Annotated in this window: 18 protein-coding genes; 10 read left to right on the top strand and 8 right to left on the bottom strand. The window is 71.1% G+C overall.

The window, feature by feature from the left end; genetic code table 11:
- Positions 1–32: 32 nt before the first annotated feature.
- Positions 33–464 carry a hypothetical protein gene (locus MIAR_RS07545; protein ID WP_285633637.1) on the bottom strand — a complete coding sequence of 144 codons (432 nt, stop codon included), beginning with the start codon at positions 462–464 and terminating at the stop codon, positions 33–35.
- Positions 465–562: 98 nt separating this feature from the next.
- Between MIAR_RS07545 and MIAR_RS07540 the strand changes: the two genes are divergently transcribed.
- From MIAR_RS07540 to MIAR_RS07525, 4 genes are all read left to right on the top strand, one after another.
- The gene (locus MIAR_RS07540) at positions 563–787 is read left to right on the top strand and encodes a DUF3499 family protein (protein WP_285633634.1); all 225 of its coding nucleotides are present in this window, start codon (positions 563–565) and stop codon (positions 785–787) included.
- A gap of 180 nt (positions 788–967) precedes the next feature.
- Positions 968–1,864, top strand: a complete 897-nt coding sequence (locus MIAR_RS07535; RefSeq protein WP_285633631.1) for an efflux RND transporter periplasmic adaptor subunit — start codon at positions 968–970, stop codon at positions 1,862–1,864.
- Positions 1,861–2,673: an ABC transporter ATP-binding protein gene (locus tag MIAR_RS07530; RefSeq protein WP_285633629.1), complete on the top strand. Its 813-nt coding sequence runs from the start codon at positions 1,861–1,863 to the stop codon at positions 2,671–2,673. The genes MIAR_RS07535 and MIAR_RS07530 overlap by 4 nt, the downstream gene beginning before the upstream one ends.
- Positions 2,670–3,881, top strand: a complete 1,212-nt coding sequence (locus MIAR_RS07525) for an ABC transporter permease (RefSeq protein ID WP_285633626.1) — start codon at positions 2,670–2,672, stop codon at positions 3,879–3,881. The genes MIAR_RS07530 and MIAR_RS07525 overlap by 4 nt, the downstream gene beginning before the upstream one ends.
- Positions 3,882–3,926: 45 nt before the next feature.
- On the opposite strand, the gene MIAR_RS07520 is transcribed toward MIAR_RS07525, so the two are convergent.
- Positions 3,927–4,736, bottom strand: a complete 810-nt coding sequence (locus MIAR_RS07520) for an RDD family protein (protein WP_285633623.1) — start codon at positions 4,734–4,736, stop codon at positions 3,927–3,929.
- A gap of 16 nt (positions 4,737–4,752) precedes the next feature.
- Here MIAR_RS07520 and MIAR_RS07515 point away from each other — a divergent pair, with 16 nt between their 5' ends.
- Positions 4,753–5,742: a stage II sporulation protein M gene (locus tag MIAR_RS07515; RefSeq protein ID WP_285633620.1), complete on the top strand. Its 990-nt coding sequence runs from the start codon at positions 4,753–4,755 to the stop codon at positions 5,740–5,742.
- Between the two features lie 104 nt (positions 5,743–5,846).
- Here MIAR_RS07515 and aqpZ read toward each other — a convergent pair whose 3' ends face one another.
- On the bottom strand, positions 5,847–6,605 hold the full coding sequence (gene aqpZ, locus MIAR_RS07510; protein WP_285633617.1) for an aquaporin Z: 759 nt from the start codon (positions 6,603–6,605) through the stop codon (positions 5,847–5,849).
- A 159-nt stretch (positions 6,606–6,764) separates the two neighbouring features.
- Here aqpZ and MIAR_RS07505 point away from each other — a divergent pair, with 159 nt between their 5' ends.
- Together MIAR_RS07505 and katG are read left to right on the top strand one after the other, a co-directional pair.
- The gene (locus tag MIAR_RS07505) at positions 6,765–7,226 is read left to right on the top strand and encodes a Fur family transcriptional regulator (protein ID WP_425561586.1); all 462 of its coding nucleotides are present in this window, start codon (positions 6,765–6,767) and stop codon (positions 7,224–7,226) included.
- The gene (gene katG / locus MIAR_RS07500; protein ID WP_285633611.1) at positions 7,223–9,502 is read left to right on the top strand and encodes a catalase/peroxidase HPI; all 2,280 of its coding nucleotides are present in this window, start codon (positions 7,223–7,225) and stop codon (positions 9,500–9,502) included. The genes MIAR_RS07505 and katG overlap by 4 nt, the downstream gene beginning before the upstream one ends.
- Before the next feature lie 99 nt (positions 9,503–9,601).
- Here katG and MIAR_RS07495 read toward each other — a convergent pair whose 3' ends face one another.
- The 5 genes from MIAR_RS07495 to MIAR_RS07475 form a co-directional block, all read right to left on the bottom strand.
- The gene (locus tag MIAR_RS07495; RefSeq protein WP_285633608.1) at positions 9,602–10,909 is read right to left on the bottom strand and encodes a DUF58 domain-containing protein; all 1,308 of its coding nucleotides are present in this window, start codon (positions 10,907–10,909) and stop codon (positions 9,602–9,604) included.
- Position 10,910: 1 nt separating this feature from the next.
- On the bottom strand, positions 10,911–11,834 hold the full coding sequence (locus MIAR_RS07490; RefSeq protein ID WP_285635680.1) for an AAA family ATPase: 924 nt from the start codon (positions 11,832–11,834) through the stop codon (positions 10,911–10,913).
- Between the two features lie 83 nt (positions 11,835–11,917).
- Positions 11,918–13,132: a DUF4350 domain-containing protein gene (locus MIAR_RS07485; protein ID WP_285633604.1), complete on the bottom strand. Its 1,215-nt coding sequence runs from the start codon at positions 13,130–13,132 to the stop codon at positions 11,918–11,920.
- Positions 13,129–13,785 carry a DUF4129 domain-containing protein gene (locus tag MIAR_RS07480; protein WP_285633601.1) on the bottom strand — a complete coding sequence of 219 codons (657 nt, stop codon included), beginning with the start codon at positions 13,783–13,785 and terminating at the stop codon, positions 13,129–13,131. The genes MIAR_RS07485 and MIAR_RS07480 overlap by 4 nt, the downstream gene beginning before the upstream one ends.
- Positions 13,782–15,284 carry a hypothetical protein gene (locus tag MIAR_RS07475; protein WP_285633599.1) on the bottom strand — a complete coding sequence of 501 codons (1,503 nt, stop codon included), beginning with the start codon at positions 15,282–15,284 and terminating at the stop codon, positions 13,782–13,784. The genes MIAR_RS07480 and MIAR_RS07475 overlap by 4 nt, the downstream gene beginning before the upstream one ends.
- 169 nt (positions 15,285–15,453) lie before the next feature.
- On the opposite strand from MIAR_RS07475, the gene mtrA reads away from it, so the two are divergent.
- From mtrA to MIAR_RS07460, 3 genes are read left to right on the top strand one after another with little or no spacing between them, the layout of a single operon-like run.
- Complete coding sequence (gene mtrA, locus MIAR_RS07470; RefSeq protein WP_285633597.1) at positions 15,454–16,134, top strand: MtrAB system response regulator MtrA; 681 nt, start codon at positions 15,454–15,456, stop codon at positions 16,132–16,134.
- Between the two features lie 8 nt (positions 16,135–16,142).
- On the top strand, positions 16,143–17,819 hold the full coding sequence (gene mtrB, locus MIAR_RS07465) for an MtrAB system histidine kinase MtrB (protein ID WP_425561561.1): 1,677 nt from the start codon (positions 16,143–16,145) through the stop codon (positions 17,817–17,819).
- Positions 17,816–19,522 (top strand): LpqB family beta-propeller domain-containing protein, encoded by a 1,707-nt coding sequence (locus MIAR_RS07460; RefSeq protein WP_285633594.1) that lies wholly within the window; start codon positions 17,816–17,818, stop codon positions 19,520–19,522. Before mtrB ends, MIAR_RS07460 begins: the two co-directional genes overlap by 4 nt.
- Positions 19,523–19,528: the final 6 nt, after the last annotated feature.

The raw sequence follows: 19,528 nt of genomic DNA, 5'->3' as shown, positions 1-19,528 counted from the left end.
GAGGGGGCGGGGCGGAGGTCAGCGCCGGTGGCTCAGTAGTCCCGGCCCTCGGGACCGAGCTCCCAGGGCTCGCGACCGACGTACTCGGCGGCGGCGTGAAACACCGCGCTCTCGATCGCGACGCGCCGATGCATGGCGTCGTCGTGACCCTTCGGCAGCAGCCGCTCGATGGGCACGCGGTACAGCGACACACGCTGCGCGGCATGGTCGACCCGCCACCGGGGGATGCCGTCCTCGCGATCATGCAGCGGCATCGCCGAGATCTCGAAGCGCACGTCCCGCAGCTCCTCCCAGGCTCCGCGAAGATATTCCACCGCGCTGCCGACCGTGACGTCGAACCGGTCCAGCCTGCCGTCCAGCGGCGGAAGCGGCGGCCGCACGACCTCGCTGCGGCCCAGCCTGCCGTGCCGGCCGTGGCGGGCGCCGCGGCGGCCGGGAGCGCGGGAGGAACGACGGCGGGGCATGTCTGAAAGTCTAGGTCGTCTTCGAAGTCCCGGGCGGCTCGGTGCGGATGCCGCGCGGCACCCGCGCATCCGGCATCCGCGGTCCTACGCTGAGGGAGATGGACGACTCACTCCGCACCGACGAACGGCTCTGCTCCAAGGTGGCCTGCGCGCGCGAGGCGGTCGCCACGCTCACCTTCGACTACGGCGATCAGATGGCGGCACTCGGCCCGCTCGGTCCGGGCGGGGACCCGCACGCGCACGACCTGTGCGCACTGCACGCGGAGCGGCTCTCGGTTCCCGCCGGCTGGCTCGTCGTGCGGCACGAGGCGATGCGCGGCTGACGCATCCGCCGAGGCCGGCGGCGCGTGTCGAGCGCACTCAGGGGCGACGCGACGACAGATGGGGGTGAACCCTGATCCGTTTCCGGCGGGCCTTCCCCTAGCCTGATGCCGAGGGGGCGCCAGGGCGGCTGCCCAGGAAAGGCAACCGTGGTCGTCTGGCGCCGTGTGATCCTCCCGCTCGTGTTCGTCCTGGTTCTGGGTGCAGCAGCCGCGGCGCTCGTCAAGCTCGCGTTCTTCCCCGATGTCACGCAGGCCGCTCCCGCGGATCCCTCCGCCGGCGTCGCCGATCCCGTCACGGCCGTGGAGCGCGGGTCGGTGGTCAGCGCGCTGAAGCTGGACGCCACCATCGCGCGCGACGAGCCCTACGTCGTCCGCAGCGAGACGGACGGCACGGTCACGGCGGTGCACGTCGCCGACGGGGCGGCCGTCGCAAAGGGGCAGCTGCTCATGACGATCAAGCAGGCGCATCCTGCCAAGACCGTCGAGCTTCGCGCCCCGGAGGCGGGGGACGTCTCCGAGCTGGCCCTCGTGAAGGGGCAGATGGCCAGCGTCGGGGGAGAGGTGCTGAAGCTCACCCCGGCCCGCCACCACGTGCTGGCCACCGTCAAGCCGGCCGAACTGTACCGGCTCGTGAACGCGCCCACCGAGGCGACCGTCAGCATCAACGGCGGTCCGGCGCCGTTCACCTGCACCGGAGTGGGCGTGCAGATCGCCGAGGACGGGACGGCGAGCATCCGCTGCGCGGTGCCGGGCGACCAGAAGGTGTTCGCCGGACTCCCGGCGTCCGTCGAGCTCGCGCTCGGCAAGGTCGACGACGCGCTCGTGATCCCCGTCACCGCCGTCAAGGGCGGTGCGGGCAGCGGGACCGTCTGGGTGGATGCCGGCGACGGGTCCAAGCCCGAGGAGCGCAAGGTCACGCTCGGCGTGAACGACGGCGAGAAGGTGGAGGTCACGGACGGGCTCGCCGAAGGCGACAGCATCCGCCAATTCGTACCCGGCTTCGCCGCGCCCTCCGAGGAGGAGTGCTACGACGACGGTCAGGGCGGCCAGTACTGCGAGTCGGGGACGAGCTGGTGACGCTCGTCGCGTTGCAGGACGTCACCAAGAGCGTGCTCCTGCCGGACGACAGCACGCTGGAGATCCTGCGCGGAGTCACGCTCGAGGTCGGCGCCGGCGACCATGTCTCCATCGTCGGGCGCTCCGGATCCGGGAAGTCGACGCTGCTGAACATCCTCGGCATGCTGGACACGCCCACGACCGGCACGGTCTCCTTCGCCGGACGCGAGGTGCGGCGCACGAGGCAGGGGCACCTGGACCGGCTGCGCGGAGACCACGTCGGGTTCGTGTTCCAGCAGTTCAACCTGCTGCCCGGTCGCACCGCGCTGGACAACGTGATGATGCCGCTGGGTCACGCGAAGGGCCGGCTGTTCTGGCAGCGGCGCCGCATCGCCGCCGACATGCTGGAGCGCGTCGGTCTCGGGCATCGCGTGGAGCAGAACGCCGACCGTCTCTCCGGCGGCGAGCAGCAGCGCGTCGCCATCGCGCGGGCCCTGGTGCGCAGGCCGGTGCTGATCCTCGCCGACGAGCCCACGGGCGCCCTGGACATCGACACCGGCGCCAGCGTGATGGCGCTGCTGGACGAGGTCGCCACCGAGACGGACGCCGCACTGGTCACGATCACGCACGATCTGCACGTCGCAGCCCGAGCCCGACGGCATTATCGACTCGACGGCGGGGTGCTCGCCACCGCCGACCTGCGTCGCGCCTTCGAGGCGTCCACTCTGCACGACGATGCGCCCGCAGGGCTCGCTCTCGCCGCGAGCGTGCCGGCCGGTGACGCACCGGCGGATGCCGTCGCGGCGGATGCTGTGGAGCGGGCATCATGAACTGGCTGATCGGATCGCTCGCCGATGCCTGGGCGGAGATCCGCGTGCACAAACTGCGCGTCCTGCTCAGTCTGATCGGCATCGCCGTGTCGGTCGCGGCGCTGACCGCCGTCGTGGCGGTCTCGGAGCTCGCCATGCAGTCGCAGACCGAGGAGATGGACCGCTACGGGGGCCGCGAGGCCACCATCGCCGTCACCGCGATGGGGGAGAACGGCCCGGTCGACACCGCCGCCTTCGACGAGCGCTTCACCACGGTGTCCGAGCGCTACGGGTTCAGTGACGTGGCCCGCATCGCCGAGGGCCTGATGATCCCGGTCCAGGCACCGGACGGGCTGCACGAAACCTCGGCGCGGCTGCTGGATCCCGCATACTCCAGGATCCACCGCGAGAAGCTGCTCACGGGCCGCGAGTTCCGCGCCGACGACGGCGAGGCGCTCGCGCCGCCCGTGATCGTGTCGGAGGCGCTCTGGGAGGTGCTCGGGCGCGTGCCGATGGCGCAGCATCCGACGCTCACCCTGGCCGGTCCCGCCGGCGGCACCTACCAGATCGTCGGCGTGCGACCCCGGCAGGGGGCGTGGGACGAGGAGAAGCGCGTCGACGTGCTCTTCGACTCCTACGCGTCACGCGTGGACAGGCTGCCCGAGGACGCGCAGGTGCGCTACGACATCTGGGTCGGCAGGAAGGACGTCGCCGCCGTCGGCCCCGCCCTCGCGATGGATCTGCGCGCCGGCCTCCCGGAAGGGCAGCAGGTGATCGTCAACCGCACCGACTGGGGTGCGAACCCGGGCTACCTGGAGGGGCAGCGCATGGTCGAGCTGCTGATCGGCGGCGTCGCGGCCCTGATCCTCGGTCTCGGTGCGCTGAGCCTGATCAACGTGCAGCTGGTCGCGATGCGGCAGCGGGTGCGCGAGATCGGCGTGCGGCGGGCCTTCGGGGCCACCGCGGGACGGATCTTCACCACGGTGCTGCTGGAGAGCCTGGTCGCCACGACCGTCGCCGGGGTGATCGGGATCGCGATCGTGGTCACGGCACTGCGGATGCCGATGCTGACCGAGTGGATGTTCCCGGCGCTCGTGGATGTTCCGCCGTTCCCCATGCGCGCGGCGATCACCGGCCTCGTCGCCGCGGTGATCGTCGGCGCCGTCGCCGGGTTCGTCCCGGCGCTGGTCGCACTGCGGGTGAAGGTGATCGACGCGATCCGGTTCTGAGGCGTCTCCGCGCGCCCAGCTCGGATGCAGAGCGGATGCTGCGAGTCAGACCCGCACGCGCCGCCCGGTGAGCCGCTCGGCGCGCTCGTCGGCGATGATCAGCGCGCGCTGCTCGCGCTGGCGGCGCAGCACGGTCACCCCGCGCAGCAGCTCCTCCGGCGAGACCGGCGGAACAGGGGAGACGAAGGCGGCGACCTCGGCCGCGAGCTCCTCGGCCACCCGGATGCGGGCGGCGGGGAGCAGCTGATCGGCGTTCGCCAGGAACTGGGAGACGCGCCGGGCCAGGCGATCGGGGAGTCGCGCGACGTCCGCGATCGGCGCCCACGTCGACAGCGACGGCGGCAGATAGGGCACGTGCGACGGCAGTCGCGGGGTGCGCACCCGCTGCGAGTAGGTGCCGGCGACCAGGTCGCCCAGCCGCTGCGAGCGCGCGGTCACCGCTCCCGCGATCACCGCGCCGCCGCCCAGAGTCATGTAGATCTCCAGCACGCCCACGAGCGCGCGGATGAAGGTGTGGCGGAAGCTGATCGCGCCGCCGTCGACGCGCACGATCCGCCCGCCCACAGCGAGCTTGCCCACGCTGCGACCCCGCATCGCCATCTCGACGGTGATCGGCAGCACGAGGAAGCTGATCACCGCGGCCCAGATGCTGAGGATCGGCAGCGTGTGCAGATCCAGCAGGTTCAGGCTGAGCAGCCAGAACTGCAGGATCTCGAACGCCGCGAACACCGCGAACCCGATGACCATGTCGATCAGGGCGCCGGCGGCCCGCAGCACGAAGCCGATCGGCTGCACGTCGATGGCGACGGCCTCGCCGGAGAGGATCTCCTGCTCATCGGTGATCGGAAGCGACATGAGTAGAGTCAATCACGTGGATGCCGATGCTCTCACCGACATGCGCCGCTCCGAGTGGGAGCGGCTGGACGCCCTCAGCCGCAAGCGCCGGCTGACCGGGACCGAGGTCGACGAGCTCATCACGCGCTACCGTGCGGCATCCGCGGATCTCGCCGAGCTGAAGACCTCCGTCGGCGACTCGCCGCAGGGCGCCTACCTGTCCACGATCCTCGCCGCCGCACGTCTGCGCTTCACCGGCGCGTCCGACAACATCCTCGCGCAGACCTCCCGGTTCTTCCGGTTGCAGCTGCCGGCGGCGCTGTACCGGCTGCGCTGGACGACGGCGGTCGTCGCGGTGGTCTTCGTGCTGATCGTGCTGATCAGCGGCGCCTGGATCTCCTCGGACCCTGCCCGCATCGCGTCACTGGGGAGCCCGGAGGTGCTCAAGCAGTACGCCGAGCACGACTTCGTGGATTACTACGAGCCGATGGCGTCGTTCGCCGGGCAGGTGTGGTCGAACAACGCCTGGATCGCCCTGCAGTGCGTGCTCTTCGGTGTGACCGGGGTGTGGCCGGTGTGGGTGATCGTGCAGAACGCGATGGGCCTGGGCGTGGCGGCGGCGGTGATGGCCTCGCACGACCGCCTGGACGTCATGATGCTGCACATCCTGCCGCACGGCATGCTCGAGCTGACCGCGATCTTCATCGCCGCGGCCGCGGGGCTGCACATCTTCTGGTCGTGGGCGGTGCCGGGCCGGCGTACGCGGGGGGAGTCGCTGGCGGCCGGCGGGCGCTCCCTGGCCACCGTCGCGATGGGTCTGGTCTTCGTGCTGCTGCTGTCCGGGCTCGTCGAGGGGTTCGTCACCGGATCGGCTCTGCCCTGGCCGGTCAAGATCGGAATCGGCGCCGTCGCTCTCGGCATCGTGCTGTTCTACATGCTGGTGACAGGCCGTCGCGCCGCGCGTGATGGCGAGACCGGCGACCTGATCGAGTACGAGTCCGGCACGCCCACGCTGTTCGCGGGCTGACGCGTCGCGGCCCGGGAAAGCGAGGAGCGGCCCCGGAAGCGAGGAGGGGACGGCCTGAGCCGTCCCCTCCTGCATGCGGTGAGGCCGAACGCCTCCGCGTGTCGTCAGGCCCTGGTGGTGCCGTCGAACAGCGCCTTGTAGGCGTAGCCCACGATCAGTGCGCCCACGATCGGGAACACCAGGAACACCCACAGCTGCGCGAGGGACTCGCCGCCCCCGTAGATCGCCGCGGCGATCGAACGGGCCGGGTTGACCGACGTGTTGTCCACCGGGATCGAGATCAGGTGGATCAGCGTGAGGGTGAGGCCGATCGCGATGCCGGCGTTCGCCGTGCCACGCGTCGCGTGGGTGGAGCCGAGGATGACCATCACGAAGATTCCGGTGAGGATGACCTCGATGATGATCGCCGACATCATGCCGAAGCCGCCGGGGGAGTGCGAGTCCCAGCCGTTGCTGGCGAACCCGGCGTCCTGAGCGGTCTGCAGCCACTTGTCGGGACCGAAGAGGCCGATCAGGACCAGCGCGGTCGAGGCGATCACGCCGCCGACGACCTGAGCGATGATGTATGGCGCGACGTCGCGCCACGGGATGCGTCCCGCAGCAGCCGCGCCGACGGTGACGGCGGGGTTGAAATGACCGCCGGAGATCGGCCCGAAGGCGTACACCCCGACGAGCACGGTGAGGCCGAATGCGAGCGCGACCGCGACGTAGACCGCCGAGTTCGCGCCGGGATCGGTGAAGTGGTTCGACGCGAACAGCGCGGTGCCGACGCCGCCGAACACGAGCAGGAACGTGCCGAATCCCTCGGCGGCGAGTTTCGCGCCGAGGGAGGGTTTCTCTGTGGTGCTGACTGACTCAGACATCTTCCATGTCCTTCCGGTCGTGTGCACGGCGAGATCGCCGTGCGAGGACATGATGTCGCCGGTGCTGTGCATCCGCTGTGAGGCGCGCCGCGCCGTGGCATCCGCTCTTTTCTTGATCCACTCAAAAGAAGGTAGAATGAAGGCATGCGCGAGGAGCTGATGACGGATGCCGCGGAGGCGGCGATCCGCGCTGCGGGCCTGCGCGTGACCGACTCGCGCCGGGCCGTGTACGACGCACTGCTCGCGCATCCGCACGCCACCGCCGACGCCGTGCACGACACCGTCCGGGACGTGGTCGCCTCGACCAGCCTGCAGTCCGTCTACAACGCGCTGGGCGACTTCGCCGCGGCAGGACTCGTGCGCCGGATCGAACCCGCGGGGCATCCGATGATGTTCGAGCTCCGCGTCGACGACAATCACCACCACCTGATCTGCACCTCCTGCGGTGCGGTCACCGACGTCGACTGCGCGACCGGCCACGCGCCCTGCCTGATCCCCGACGACGCGCACGGCTACCGCATCGCCGTCGCCGAGGTCACGTACTGGGGCCTGTGCGCCTCGTGCGCGGCGCTGCAGACTTCCATTCCTGAAGAACCAACCCCCACCGGAAGGACATCATGACCGACGTTCGCGACGACATGCCCGGCATCGGAGAAAACGCTGCCGACATCGACCAGACGAAGACCGTCACCGAGGAGCCCGTCGAGCCGGCGGACGCCGGTGCGTGCCCGGTCATCCACGCTCAGCCGCACCCCACGATGGGTTCGGCCAACCGCGTGTGGTGGCCCGAGCAGCTCAACATCAAGGTGCTCGCCAAGAACGGCGAGCAGCGCAACCCGCTCGGCGCCGACTTCGACTACAAGGCGGCCTTCGAGGCGCTCGACCTCGACCAGGTCAAGAAGGACATCGTCGAGGTGCTCACCACCTCGCAGGACTGGTGGCCCGCTGACTTCGGCCACTACGGGCCGCTGATGGTCCGCATGGCCTGGCACAGCGCGGGCACGTACCGCGTGACCGACGGCCGCGGTGGCGGCGGTACCGGGCAGCAGCGCTTCGCACCGCTGAACAGCTGGCCGGACAACGTCGGCCTCGACAAGGCGCGCCGCCTGCTCTGGCCGATCAAGAAGAAGTACGGCCAGGCGCTCTCCTGGGGCGACCTCATGATCCTCGCCGGCAACGCCGCGCTCGAGGACATGGGCTTCACGACCTTCGGCTTCGCGGGTGGTCGCATCGACGCCTGGGAGCCGGACGACGACGTGTACTGGGGTCCGGAGACCACCTGGCTGGGTGACGAGCGCTACTCCGGCGACCGCGACCTCGAGAAGCCGCTGGCAGCCGTGCAGATGGGGCTCATCTACGTGAACCCCGAGGGCCCGAACGGGAACCCCGACCCGCTGGCGTCCGCCCGCGACATCCGGGAGACCTTCGCCCGCATGGCGATGGACGACGAGGAGACCGTCGCGTTGATCGCCGGTGGCCACACCTTCGGCAAGACCCACGGTGCGGCATCCGACTCCAACCTCGAGGACAACCCCGAGGCGGCGGGCCTGGAGATGCAGGGCCTGGGCTGGAAGAACAACAACGGCACCGGCAAGGGCGACGACCAGATCACCTCCGGACTCGAGGTCACCTGGACCTACCACCCCACGCGCTGGGACAACGAGTTCTTCCACATCCTGTACGCCTACGAGTGGGAGCTGTTCAAGAGCCCGGCCGGCGCCAACCAGTGGCGTCCGATCAACGGCGGTGGCGCGGACATGGTGCCGCTGGCGCATTCCGGCGGCCGTCGTGAGCCGCGCATGCTCACCAGCGACCTCGCGCTGCGCTTCGACCCGGAGTACGGCAAGATCTCGCAGCGCTTCAAGGACGACCCCGAGGCGTTCGCCGACGCCTTCGCGCGCGCCTGGTTCAAGCTGACCCACCGCGACATGGGGCCGCGCAGCCGCTACGTCGGCGCAGAGGTGCCCGCGGAGGAGCTCATCTGGCAGGACAACGTGCCTGCCGTGGACCACGCGCTGATCGGCGCGGAGGATGCCGCTGCCCTCAAGCAGCGCGTGCTCGCCTCGGGCCTGGGCGTCTCCGACCTCGTCGCGTTCACCTGGGCGGCGGCCGCGTCGTTCCGTGGCAGCGACAAGCGCGGCGGCATCAACGGCGGTCGGATCCGCCTGGCGCCTCAGAAGGACTGGGAGGCGAACAACCCGGCGCGGGTGGCCAGCATCACTGCCGTCCTGGAGGGCATCCAGGCCGAGTTCAACGATGCGCGCACCGACGACGTGCGCGTCTCGTTCGCCGACCTCGTCGTGCTCGCGGGCAACGCGGCGGTCGAGAAGGCCGCGGCCGACGCCGGCGTGCAGGTCGAGGTGGTCTTCCACCCCGGTCGCACCGACGCCACGCAGGAGCAGACCGACGTCGCGTCGTTCGCCTTCCTCGAGCCGAAGGCCGACGGGTTCCGCAACTACGTGTCCCGCGACACCGCGGCCATCCCCGCCGAGCACCTGCTGCTCGACAAGGCGAACCTGCTCACGCTGACCGCGCCCGAGATGACCGTGCTCGTCGGCGGCCTGCGCGCTCTCGGCGCGAACTGGGACGGTTCCGAGTACGGCGTGTTCACCGAGCGCCCCGGTGTGCTCAGCAACGACGTGTTCGTGAACCTGCTCGACCTCGGCACCACCTGGAAGCCGCTGGACCCGGGCTCCCACGCGTTCGAGGGCCGCAAGGACGGCTCCGACGAGCTCGTGGGCCGGGGCACGCGCGTCGACCTGCTGTTCGGCTCGAACTCCGAGCTGCGCGCGCTCGCCGAGGTGTACGCCTCGGATGACGCCACCGAGAAGTTCGTGCGCGACTTCGCCGCCGCGTGGGGCAAGGTCACGGAGCTGGACCGCTTCGACCTCGTCTGAGCGTCTCTCACGCAACGGCCCTCGCCCCATTCGGGGCGGGGGCCGTTCCCGTCTTCTACGTCCGGAGTGCCTGGACGGGCGACGCGTCGCGGATGCCGGCTACAGGCGGCCCGCGGCCTTGAGCTCGAGGTAGCGGTCGGCGATGCGCGGGGGGAGCGCCTCCGGGTCGGCGGCGATGGCTTCGCCGCCCGCACGGCGCACGGCGTCGGCCACCACCTGCGCGTCGCGCATGGTCTGCTCGGCTGCCGCCGCGAGGTAGACGTCGATGCGCGAGTCGCGACGCCTCGCGACCTGCATGATCGAGTCATCGGTGGCGGAGCCGACCAGCAGCGTGGTGGCGCGCGAGGCATCGGGGAAGGCACCGAGGAACCCGCGGGCGGACTCCGCGGCATCCTGCGCGGTCAGCACGACGATCAGCGACGGGCGGGTCGTCATGGTGCGGACGGACGCGAATGCGCCCGCCCAGTCCGTGTCGACCAGCCGCGCGTGCACCGGGGCCATGGCGTCCGTGAGTGCGGGCAGGAGCCCCGCGCCGTCGACGCCCGTGACGCGGGCTCGCGCGGCGCGGTCGTACATCAGCAGGTGCACGTGGTCGCCCGCCCGCGAGGCCAGAGCGGCCAGCAGCAGGGCGGCCTCGAGCGAGGCGTCGAGGCGGGTGCTGTCGCCGACGCGCGCCGCAGCGGTGCGGCCGGTGTCGATCAGGATCACGACATGCCTGTCGCGCTCCGGACGCCAGGTGCGCAGCATGGTTGTGCCGGCCCGCGCGGTCGCCCGCCAGTCGATCGACCTGATGTCGTCGCCGCGCACGTACTCGCGCAGCGAGTCGAACTCGGTGCCCTGGCCGCGCACCTGGATCGAGGTGTTCCCGTCCAGCTCCCGCAGCCGTGCGAGACGCGAGGGGAGGTGCTTGCGCGAGGTGAAGGCGGGCAGCACGCGCAGTGCGCCGCGCACGTCGTGCCCGGCCTGCCGGCCCGCCAGACCCAGCGGCCCGCGCGAGCGGATCGTCGCGAAGTCGCTCACGAGTTCGCCGCGCCGACGGGGGAGCAGCGGGATCTGCAGGCGACGCCGTTCACCCGGCGGGATGCTGATCCGCTCGCGCTCCAGCGGCGCGCCGGCCGTGGGCTGCCAGGCGTCCCGCAGCCAGCCGCGCAGCGTCCGCGTGCCGGTGTTCTGCACGGCGATGCTCACCACGACGGGTTCGCCGAGGCGCGCCCGCGACGGCACCTGACGCGTGATCACGACCGCCCGCGGACTCGCCGCGAGCGCGACGTCCAGCGCGACCAGAAGCGCGCACAGCAGCAGCCACGCGCCGAACACCGCCCACGCCGGATAGCCGAGCGCGCTCAGCAGCACGATCGGCACGATCCCCAGCGCGACCAGCGGCGCCAGCAGTGCGGTCACGAACATGTCAGATCGGTACCCGCGTCTGCTGCACGACGGACTGCAGCACGGCATCCGCCGACACGCCCTCCATCTGCGCATCCGGACGCAACTGCAGGCGGTGGCGCCAGACCGGCATCAGCATGGTCTGCACGTGATCGGGGGTGACCGCCGTGGAGGCGTTCAGCCATGCCCACGCCTTCGCGGCGGCGAGCAGCGCGGTCGATGCACGCGGGCTCGCACCCAGCTCGACCGAGGGCGACAGCCGCGTCGCGCGCGCCAGATCCACCACGTAGCCGAGCACATCATCCGTCACCCGCACGCGAGCCGCGGCATCCTGCGCCGCGCGGATCTCGTCGCCGCTCACGGCCGGCTGCACGCCGGTGAGCAGACGCGGCGAGAAGCCGTCGGCGTGCAGGCGCAGCACCGAGACCTCGGCGTCGCGCTCGGGCATGCCGACGACGAGCTTCATCAGGAACCGGTCCAGCTGCGCCTCGGGCAGCGTGTAGGTGCCCTCGTGCTCGACCGGGTTCTGCGTGGCCGCGACGAGGAACGGGTCCGGCAGCGTGCGGCTGATGCCGTCGGCCGACACCTGACGCTCCTCCATGGCCTCCAGGAGCGCGGCCTGGGTCTTGGGCGGCGTGCGGTTGATCTCGTCGGCCAGCAGGATGTTCGTGAACACCGGCCCCTCGCGGAACTCGAACTCGCCGGTGCGCGCGTCGTACACCAGCGAGCCCGTCACGTCGCCCGGCATGAGATCCGGAGTGAACTGCACGCGCTTGGTGTCCAGGCCCACCGCGCGGGCGAAGCTGCGCACCACGAGCGTCTTGGCGACACCGGGCACACCTTCCAGCAGCACATGGCCGCGGGCGAGCAGCGCGACCAGCAGACCCGTGACGGTGCCTGCCTGGCCGATCACGGCCTTGTCGACCTCGGCGCGCACCCGGTGCATGGCCTGGCGCAGGGCGTCGTCGTCCGCCGGGATCGCACCGGCGCGGACATCGGGGGCCGGGGTGTGGGGGATCTGCTCGTCGCTCACGGGCGGTTCCTTTCGATGTGGACGGTGTTCTCGACCGCCGCCTCGAGCTCTGCGAGACGGCGGGCGAGGTCGATGAGCTCGTGGTCGTTCTGCGGCGCCGGGCCGCCGAGCAGGTCGTACAGCGAGGTGCGCGGTACACCGAGGCGATCGGATGCGGCATCCGCGACCTCCTCGATCGAGGCGCGCGGCCCCAGCGCCAGCCGCGCCGACAGGCGGATGACCGTGCCGGTGCGGATCGAGTCGCCGGCATGCGCGGCATCCGCGGCCTTCGCCGTGAGTCGCGCACGACCCTGCATGGTCTCGGACGCGCGCACGGTCACCGGCAGGGACTCCGCCACGAGCGGTCCGAAGCGGCGACCCCGCCACCAGATGGCGGCGAGACCTGCGACGAGCAGCATCAGGATGGCGGGCGTGACCCACTCGGGGGTGAGGCTGCCGAGGCTCTTCTGGCCGGAGGAGATGTCGCTGTCGGAGAGCGACGGCTGATACCAGACGACCCGTTCGGTCTGCGCGAGCAGGGCGAGCCCGAGCGCGGCGTTGCCGTCCTCGGCCAGCGCGTCGTTCGAGAACAGCCGCGCGCCCTCGACCAGCGTGACCGTGCGGCCCCCTTCGGCGCTGCGCAGGACGGCGGCCGCGCCGGACTCGGTGCGGAAGCAGCCGTCGGCACCCGCGGAGGGGGTGAACATCCGCTCGGCCCGGATGTCGCCCACATGCGCGAACTCCGGCAGGTCGCACTGCGCGTCGATCGAGCCTGCCTCCAGAGGCGCGTCCTCTCCGAGGTCGAGCAGGCGCAGCATCCGGGCGCTGCTGGTGAGCAGCACGACGCGGTCCGCGCGTTCCAGCAGGGTGTTCACGGCCTTGTCGGTGAGGGTGTACGGATCGGTCAGCACGAGCGTGGTGTCCGGGCGCAGAGCGGATGCCGCGGCGGCGCGGCTCTCGGTGACCTCGACGTCCACGCCGCGATCGCGCACCAGCTCGGCCAGGGCCTTCGCCCCGCTCGGGCTGGGGCTCTGCGGGTTCAGGGTGCCGCCGAGGTCGGGACTCGTGACGATGAATCGCATGGACAGGAGCGCGATGCCCACGAGCAGCACGATCACCAGCAGCCAGCCGACGATGCGGCCGGTGCGCCCGGGAGCTGGACGTGCCGCGGTGCTGGTGGGCGCTTCTTCGGCAGTCGGGGTCTCGGCGGGGGCGGTCGGGGCGAGCGTCATGCCGGCACCGCCTCGGGGGAGGCAAGCACGGGTGCGGCGGAGCGCAGGTCGTCATCGGTCGAGGCCAGCGCACGGTACGCCGCCTCGTCGGCAGGACTGCGCAGATAGCGGACCGCATCGAAGACGGTGGCCGCGTCGTGCAGGCGGTCGGCGAAGCCGGGGAACGGGATGCGCGCCTCGCGCGCGATGCCCTGGGCGGTGGCACCCGGCGCGGGGTCGATCAGGTCGCGCTCCAGCAGGCCGCGAGCCAGCGCGCGGTAGCGCAGCACGATCGCGGCGTCCCAGTCCTGTTCGCGAGCCAGGCGCTCGGCGTCGGCGCGCAGCTGGGCGGCCGTGCGGTCGTCTCGCTCGCCGAGCAGGTCGCGGCGGCGCGCCACGGCACGCGAGGCGCGGGGTCGCCCCCACACCAGCAGCGCCACGACCAGGGCCGCGATCACGACGACGATGATCAGCGTCAGGGCGAACGGCGCGACGCCGCCTGCGCCGTTCTGCGTGAACAGATTCACGAACCACTGCACGATGCCGGCGACGAACTCGTCGAACCAGGTCGGCTTGGCGGCCTGGTACTCCTGCTTCGACAGCTCCTCCGCGGCCTGACGTCGCGCATCCTCCCCGTCGGGGACGAAGATGTCGGCGAGGGGGAGCAGGATCATGCGTCTCCGCCCGGGGGAGCCCACGGGCTGGCGGAGGAGGGCGGGATCACCTGCGGAGGCTGCGGGGCGGGCGGGTCGGACGCCGGGGCCTGCTGCCCGGATGCCGGGGGAGCCGGCGGAGCCGCGTACGGGGATGCGGGTGCGGTGGACGGAACCTGTGCGGAGCCGGGTGCCGTGTAGGGGGTGCCCGCGCCACCGGGATACGCGGCGGTCGCCGGGTATCCCGGCTGGGCGCCGTACGGGGCCTGCGGATACGCAGGCTGAGCGCCGTACGCCGGCTGACCGTATGCCGGCTGAGCGCCGTACGCGGGCGGTGCCGGATAGCCCTGTGCGAGGTACGCCTGTGCGGGGTACGGGTACTGACCGGGGGACGGGTACTGGCCCGGATAGGCGGCGTAGGCCGGCTTCTGCACGGGCGGGGGATTCTTCGACACCGCGCGCTCGGGGTCCACGGCGAACGGGTCGCCGAGCTGGTCGTCCGGAGTGCCCTGCGCGCTCAGCTCGACGTACCGGATCAGGGCCTGGTCCAGTCCCTCGTACCGCATCCGGCTGTCGATGTAGATCAGCGTGCCGCCGGTCCCCGTGACGACCAGTGCGATCGCCTGGACCGCGAGTACGAGAACCTGCGGAATGACGTTCGCGAGTACGACGGCGATCATCGCGGTCGTCTCGTCGCCGCCGCCGGTCGGGCTCAGGATGCCGCCGATGATGCCAGAGAACAGGGATGCCGGCATCGCCACGACCTGCACCGCGATGCCCATGATCGCGCCGATCACGAACATCACGCCGAAGGCGAACCAGAACCGGCCGCGGATGAGCCGCCAGGAGCGCACCACGGCGCTCCGGATCGTCGCACGCTCGAGCACGAGCACGGCGGGGACCACCAGGAGCTTGGTGGTCAGCCACACGTACAGCGGGATGCTGCCGAGCCCCAGCAGCAGTCCCAGGATCACGGCCAGTGCGATCGCGCCGCCGTTGTCGGGGCCGAGGGCCGCGAGGATGCCGCCCACCACGCCGAAGAGAAGGGCGACCCAGAGGAGCGCCGCCAGGCCCTGCAGCAGCGAGTAGGAGAACAGCCTCCAGAACGCGGGCTTCACCCGCGACCAGAGCAGACGCAGCGAGGCCTTGCGGGACACCGTCGCGAACGAGACGTCGGCGGCCACCAGCCCCTGCACCACCGAGGTGAAGGCGACGGATGCCAGACCCATCACGATCGCGGCCAGGCCGCCGAGCGCGGTGGATCCGATGAGGATCGGCCAGTAGTCGGGGGAGGAGGGCGGCACGGACTGGATGCGCACAGCGATGAACCAGACCATGAGGATCAGCACGCCCACGGTGGCCAGCGTCACGATGAACTCGACCACGATCGCGAACCCGAACAGCACCTTCGGGTTGTGCCGCAGGGCCGCGAAGGCCCGGCCGAGCACCATGCCGAAGGTCATCGGATGCAACGGGATGGCGCCCTTCTTGGGCGCGGGCGTCCAGGTCTGACCGCTCATCGGCACTCCCCTCCATGTGCATGTCCATCGTGGCACAGGGCGCGTGGATTGCGTGGGCACGCGATCCACTCCGGTACGGGACCCGGTTTCTCAAGTAGGCTGATCCGAGTCGCGCGCGGCAGGGGAATCGACGCGCTGCTTCGCAGAGAAAGATGAGGCTGGGCAGAAGATGACCTCACGGATCCTCGTGGTGGACGATGACACGGCGCTCGCCGAGATGATCGGGATCGTGCTGCGCACCGAGGGATTCGACGTGCTGTTCTGCGCCGACGGGGCGCAGGCCGTGGACGAGTGGCGCACTTCGCGTCCCGACCTCGTGCTGCTGGACCTCATGCTCCCCGGCATGGACGGCATCGAGATCTGCACCCGCATCCGCGCCGAGTCCGGCGTGCCGATCATCATGCTCACCGCGCGCACCGACACCGCCGATGTCGTCCGAGGGCTCGAGGTGGGCGCGGACGACTACATGGTCAAGCCCTTCAACCCGAAGGAGCTCGTCGCCCGCATCCGGACCCGCCTCCGTCCCGCTCCGCAGGCGAGCGCCGAGGTGCTGCGCGTGGGCGACCTCACCGTCGACGTCGACGCCCACGAGGTGCGCCGCGGATCCACGCCGATCGCGCTGACCCCGCTGGAGTTCCAGCTGCTGGTCGCGCTGGCCTCCAAGCCGCAGCAGGTCTTCTCCCGCGAGATGCTGCTCGAGCAGGTCTGGGGCTACCACTACAAGGCCGACACGCGCCTGGTGAACGTGCACGTGCAGCGGCTGCGTGCCAAGGTCGAGCTCGACCCGGACAACCCGCGCATCGTCATGACCGTGCGCGGCGTCGGGTACCGCGCCGGGAGCGTCAGCTAGGAGTTCTCGTGATCGCGACGACCGCGACGCGGGTGCAGGCCGTGGACTGGCGGTCCCCGCGCAGCTGGCCCGAGGCGGTGATCGCCGAATGGCGACACTCCATGCGGTTCCGCGCCACTGTCATCACCCTGGTGGCCACGGCGCTGACGATCCTCGTCACCTGCGTCATCATGGGCCTGGTCATCCGCAACGACCTGTTCGAGGCACGCAAGGACGAGGCGCTCCACAACTCGCGCGCCGCCGTGGCGCAGGCGCAGCGAGTGCTGGAGTCCGGTGTGGCGGGCGACGACCGCGCCACCCTGTCCAGCCTGTGGCGTCAGGCGCAGAACGAGCTCGGCCGCGCGGCGTCGTCGAAGCTCATCGTGGGCGTGGTGTCCGAGGCATTCGGCGAGGGTTACATCCCACCGGGCTTCAACAGCCAGCAGTTCAGCCCCGCGCAGCTCAGCGGCGAGCTGATCACCCGTGTGAAGGACGTCCCGGCCCGGCAGGCATGGCAGTCCATCGCGCTCGCGCACAGCGATGCTCCGGACTCGGCGGGGATCGTCGTGGGCCAGATCCTCGAGATCCGGGGGGTCGCGCGCTACGAGGTCTACATCGCCTACGACCTCGCCGACACCGACGAGACCCTGCAGTTCGTGCAGCGCACCCTGTGGCTCGCAGGACTCGCGCTGGTCACGCTGATCGCCGGCATCCTCTGGCTGGTGCTGAGATCCGTGTCGGTGCCGATCATCGAGGCCGCGGAGACCAGCGCGAGACTCGCGTCGGGAGACCTCGGCGTGCGCCTGCGCGTGCACGGCGCCGACGAGCTGGCCAGCCTCGGGCACTCCTTCAACGCCATGGCCGACAGCATCGAGGCGCAGATCAAGGAGCTCGCCGAGCTCTCGCTCGTGCAGCAGCGGTTCGTGTCCGACGTCTCGCACGAGCTGCGCACGCCGCTCACCACCATCCGACTGGCCGCTGAGATGATCAACGATCAGAAGGACCAGTTCGATCCGACCACCGCCCGGACTGCCGAGTTGCTGCACACCCAGGTGCAGCGCTTCGAGACGCTGCTCTCGGACCTGCTGGAGATCAGCCGCTACGACGCCGGATCCGTGCAGCTCGAGGTCGAGGCGACCAGCCTGGCGCAGCTGGCCGAGGAGCTGGTCGAGCAGATGAGGCCGCTGGCGGAGACGCACGGAATCGAGCTGCGGATGGTGGCCCCCGGCGGATACTCGCCCGTCGACATGGACCCGCGCCGGGTGCGCCGGGTGCTCCGCAACCTCATCGGCAACGCGATCGAGCACGGGGAGGGGCAGCCGGTGGTGGTCACGGTCGACAGCAACCAGCACGCCGTCGCCGTGGGCGTGCGCGACTTCGGGATGGGCATGCGCCCCGAGGACGCCGAGCACGTGTTCGACCGCTTCTGGCGCGCCGACCCCTCGCGCAAGCGCACCATCGGCGGGACGGGTCTCGGGCTGTCGATCGCGCTGGGCGACGCCAGACTGCACGGCGGCACTCTGCAGGTGTGGTCCGAGCTCGGCGTGGGTAGCAACTTCGTGCTCACGATCCCCCGTGCCAGCGGCGAGGCCACCGGCCAGGGTCCGATCCCGCTCGAGCCACCGGAGACCCTCGCCGACCTCGGCAGCGTCACGCAGCCGATCGTCGTGCGCCGTCCCGACCCGGAAGGGGGCGATCGCTCATGAGGCGCATCCGCGGCATCCGTCTTCTCGCCGTCGCCGTCCTCGGCCTGCTGCTCGCGGGCTGCACGGGTCTGCCCACGTCGGGACCGCCGAACCCCGGCCTCGCGATCGGTGGCGAGGAGGACACGCTGATCTACACGCCGATCGCGTCCGGCCCGAAGCCGGGCGACAGCCCGGAGGGCATCGTGAAGGGCTTCCTGGAGGCGTCGATGACCCCGGCGGACAACTGGGGGATCGCGCAGGAATTCCTCACCGACGACTTCCGGCCGACATGGAAACCGGGCACTCTCGTGACGATCGACGAGTCCGTGCTGCAGCGGAAGTTCCAGTCCTCGCTCGACTCCGATGACAAGTCGGCCAAGAACGCGGAGGTGCACGCCCAGTTCGATCAGGTGGCGAACGTCGATGCCTCGGGCGCGTACAACGCCGAGTCCGGGCTGGGCAAGGCCACCTATCAGCTCAAACGGGTCAAGGGCGAGTGGCGGATCGCCAAGGCAGCCGACGGGATCGTGCTGGACGCCGAGACGTTCGGGCAGGTCTACCAGAAGTACGCGCTGAAGTACTTCGACACGAGCTGGTCGCACCTCGTCCCCGACGTGCGCTGGTTCCCGCGGCGCACGGCGATGGCGACGTCCGTCGCACGGGCGCTGATCTCCGGCAAGCCCAGCGACTGGCTGGCGCCCGCCGTGCGCAACGCATTCACCGAGGACATCACGCTCGCGGGCGACGCCGTGACCGTCGACTCCTCGCAGGTGGCGACGGTGGCGCTCTCGCGCAGCGCACTGTCGGCATCGGCGTCCGATCTCGCGCGCATGCGCACGCAACTGGAGGGGAGCCTGTCGGGCGCCGGCGTCGCCGAAGTGCGCTTCACCGTCGACGGCGCACCGCTGGAGGCCGGCACCGTCCCCCTGGACGAGAACGTCCAGGAGGCCGGTGTGCTCGTGCAGAACGCCGAGACGTTCGGTCGCGCCGTGTCGGGTGACACGATCGAGCCCGTCGGCGGACTGACTGCTCAGATCGCCAAGATCACCGCACCGATCCGCGCCGTGGACGTGTCGCTGGATGCGGCGCTCGCGTCCGTGCAGCTGCAGGACGGCAGCGTGTGGGCCCTGGCGGACGGCAACTCCACGAAGCTCGACGCGCGCGCCGACCTGATCGAGCCGTCCCTGGACCCGTTCGGGTTCACGTGGACGGTCCCGCGTGGCGCGCCGGGGGAGCTGCTGGCATGGGGCGTTCAGGGCCCGGCCCAGCATCTGATCGCGGATGCCTGGCCCGGCTACGACTCCATCAGTCAGTTGCGCGTCGCCGCCGACGGCGCGCGCGTCGCCGCGGTGGTGACTCAGGCGGGGCAGCGGCGGCTGGTCGTCGCGGCCGTGCTGCGCGGCAAGTCGTCCGAGCCCACCGCGCTGGGACAGCCGCACGCTGTGAGCACCCTCGCGGGTCCGACGCTCGGCCTGGGGTGGGTCGGCTCGGACACCCTGGCGGTGCTCTCCAGCACGCCGGATCCGGCGTTGACGATGTACCCGGTGGGCGGTCCTTCCGTCACGACCGCGCCGCCGGACGCCGCGGCGGCGCTCGCCGGCGCCAAGGCGACGACAGGGCTGCGCGTACTCGGCTCGGACGGTTCGGTGTACGCGCAGCGCGGGTCGTCGTGGCAGGTGTCCGTCGAGGGCATCCGCGTGCTGGGGACCCGCGCCGGGTACTGAACTGCG

It is taken from the genome of Microbacterium arabinogalactanolyticum (assembly GCF_030268005.1).
GTDB classification, from domain to species: domain Bacteria; phylum Actinomycetota; class Actinomycetes; order Actinomycetales; family Microbacteriaceae; genus Microbacterium; species Microbacterium arabinogalactanolyticum.
Note: the sequence above shows the minus strand (reverse complement) of the source record. Positions and strands in the feature narration are given on the sequence as shown.

Bases quoted from the DNA above. Each gene is read 5' to 3' on its own strand.
- MIAR_RS07485 (WP_285633604.1), bottom strand. From the start codon at position 13,132: ATGACGCTCGCCCCGACCGCCCCCGCCGAGACCCCGACTGCCGAAGAA.
- katG (WP_285633611.1), top strand. From the start codon at position 7,223: ATGACCGACGTTCGCGACGACATGCCCGGCATCGGAGAAAACGCTGCC.
- mtrA (WP_285633597.1), top strand. From the start codon at position 15,454: ATGACCTCACGGATCCTCGTGGTGGACGATGACACGGCGCTCGCCGAG.
- MIAR_RS07495 (WP_285633608.1), bottom strand. From the start codon at position 10,909: ATGTTCGTGACCGCACTGCTGGCGCCGCTGGTCGCGCTGGGGATCGTG.
- MIAR_RS07525 (WP_285633626.1), top strand. From the start codon at position 2,670: ATGAACTGGCTGATCGGATCGCTCGCCGATGCCTGGGCGGAGATCCGC.
- MIAR_RS07520 (WP_285633623.1), bottom strand. From the start codon at position 4,736: ATGTCGCTTCCGATCACCGATGAGCAGGAGATCCTCTCCGGCGAGGCC.
- MIAR_RS07460 (WP_285633594.1), top strand. From the start codon at position 17,816: ATGAGGCGCATCCGCGGCATCCGTCTTCTCGCCGTCGCCGTCCTCGGC.
- MIAR_RS07545 (WP_285633637.1), bottom strand. From the start codon at position 464: ATGCCCCGCCGTCGTTCCTCCCGCGCTCCCGGCCGCCGCGGCGCCCGC.
- MIAR_RS07505 (WP_425561586.1), top strand. From the start codon at position 6,765: ATGACGGATGCCGCGGAGGCGGCGATCCGCGCTGCGGGCCTGCGCGTG.
- MIAR_RS07475 (WP_285633599.1), bottom strand. From the start codon at position 15,284: ATGAGCGGTCAGACCTGGACGCCCGCGCCCAAGAAGGGCGCCATCCCG.
- aqpZ (WP_285633617.1), bottom strand. From the start codon at position 6,605: ATGTCTGAGTCAGTCAGCACCACAGAGAAACCCTCCCTCGGCGCGAAA.
- MIAR_RS07490 (WP_285635680.1), bottom strand. From the start codon at position 11,834: ATGCACCGGGTGCGCGCCGAGGTCGACAAGGCCGTGATCGGCCAGGCA.
- MIAR_RS07480 (WP_285633601.1), bottom strand. From the start codon at position 13,785: ATGATCCTGCTCCCCCTCGCCGACATCTTCGTCCCCGACGGGGAGGAT.
- MIAR_RS07540 (WP_285633634.1), top strand. From the start codon at position 563: ATGGACGACTCACTCCGCACCGACGAACGGCTCTGCTCCAAGGTGGCC.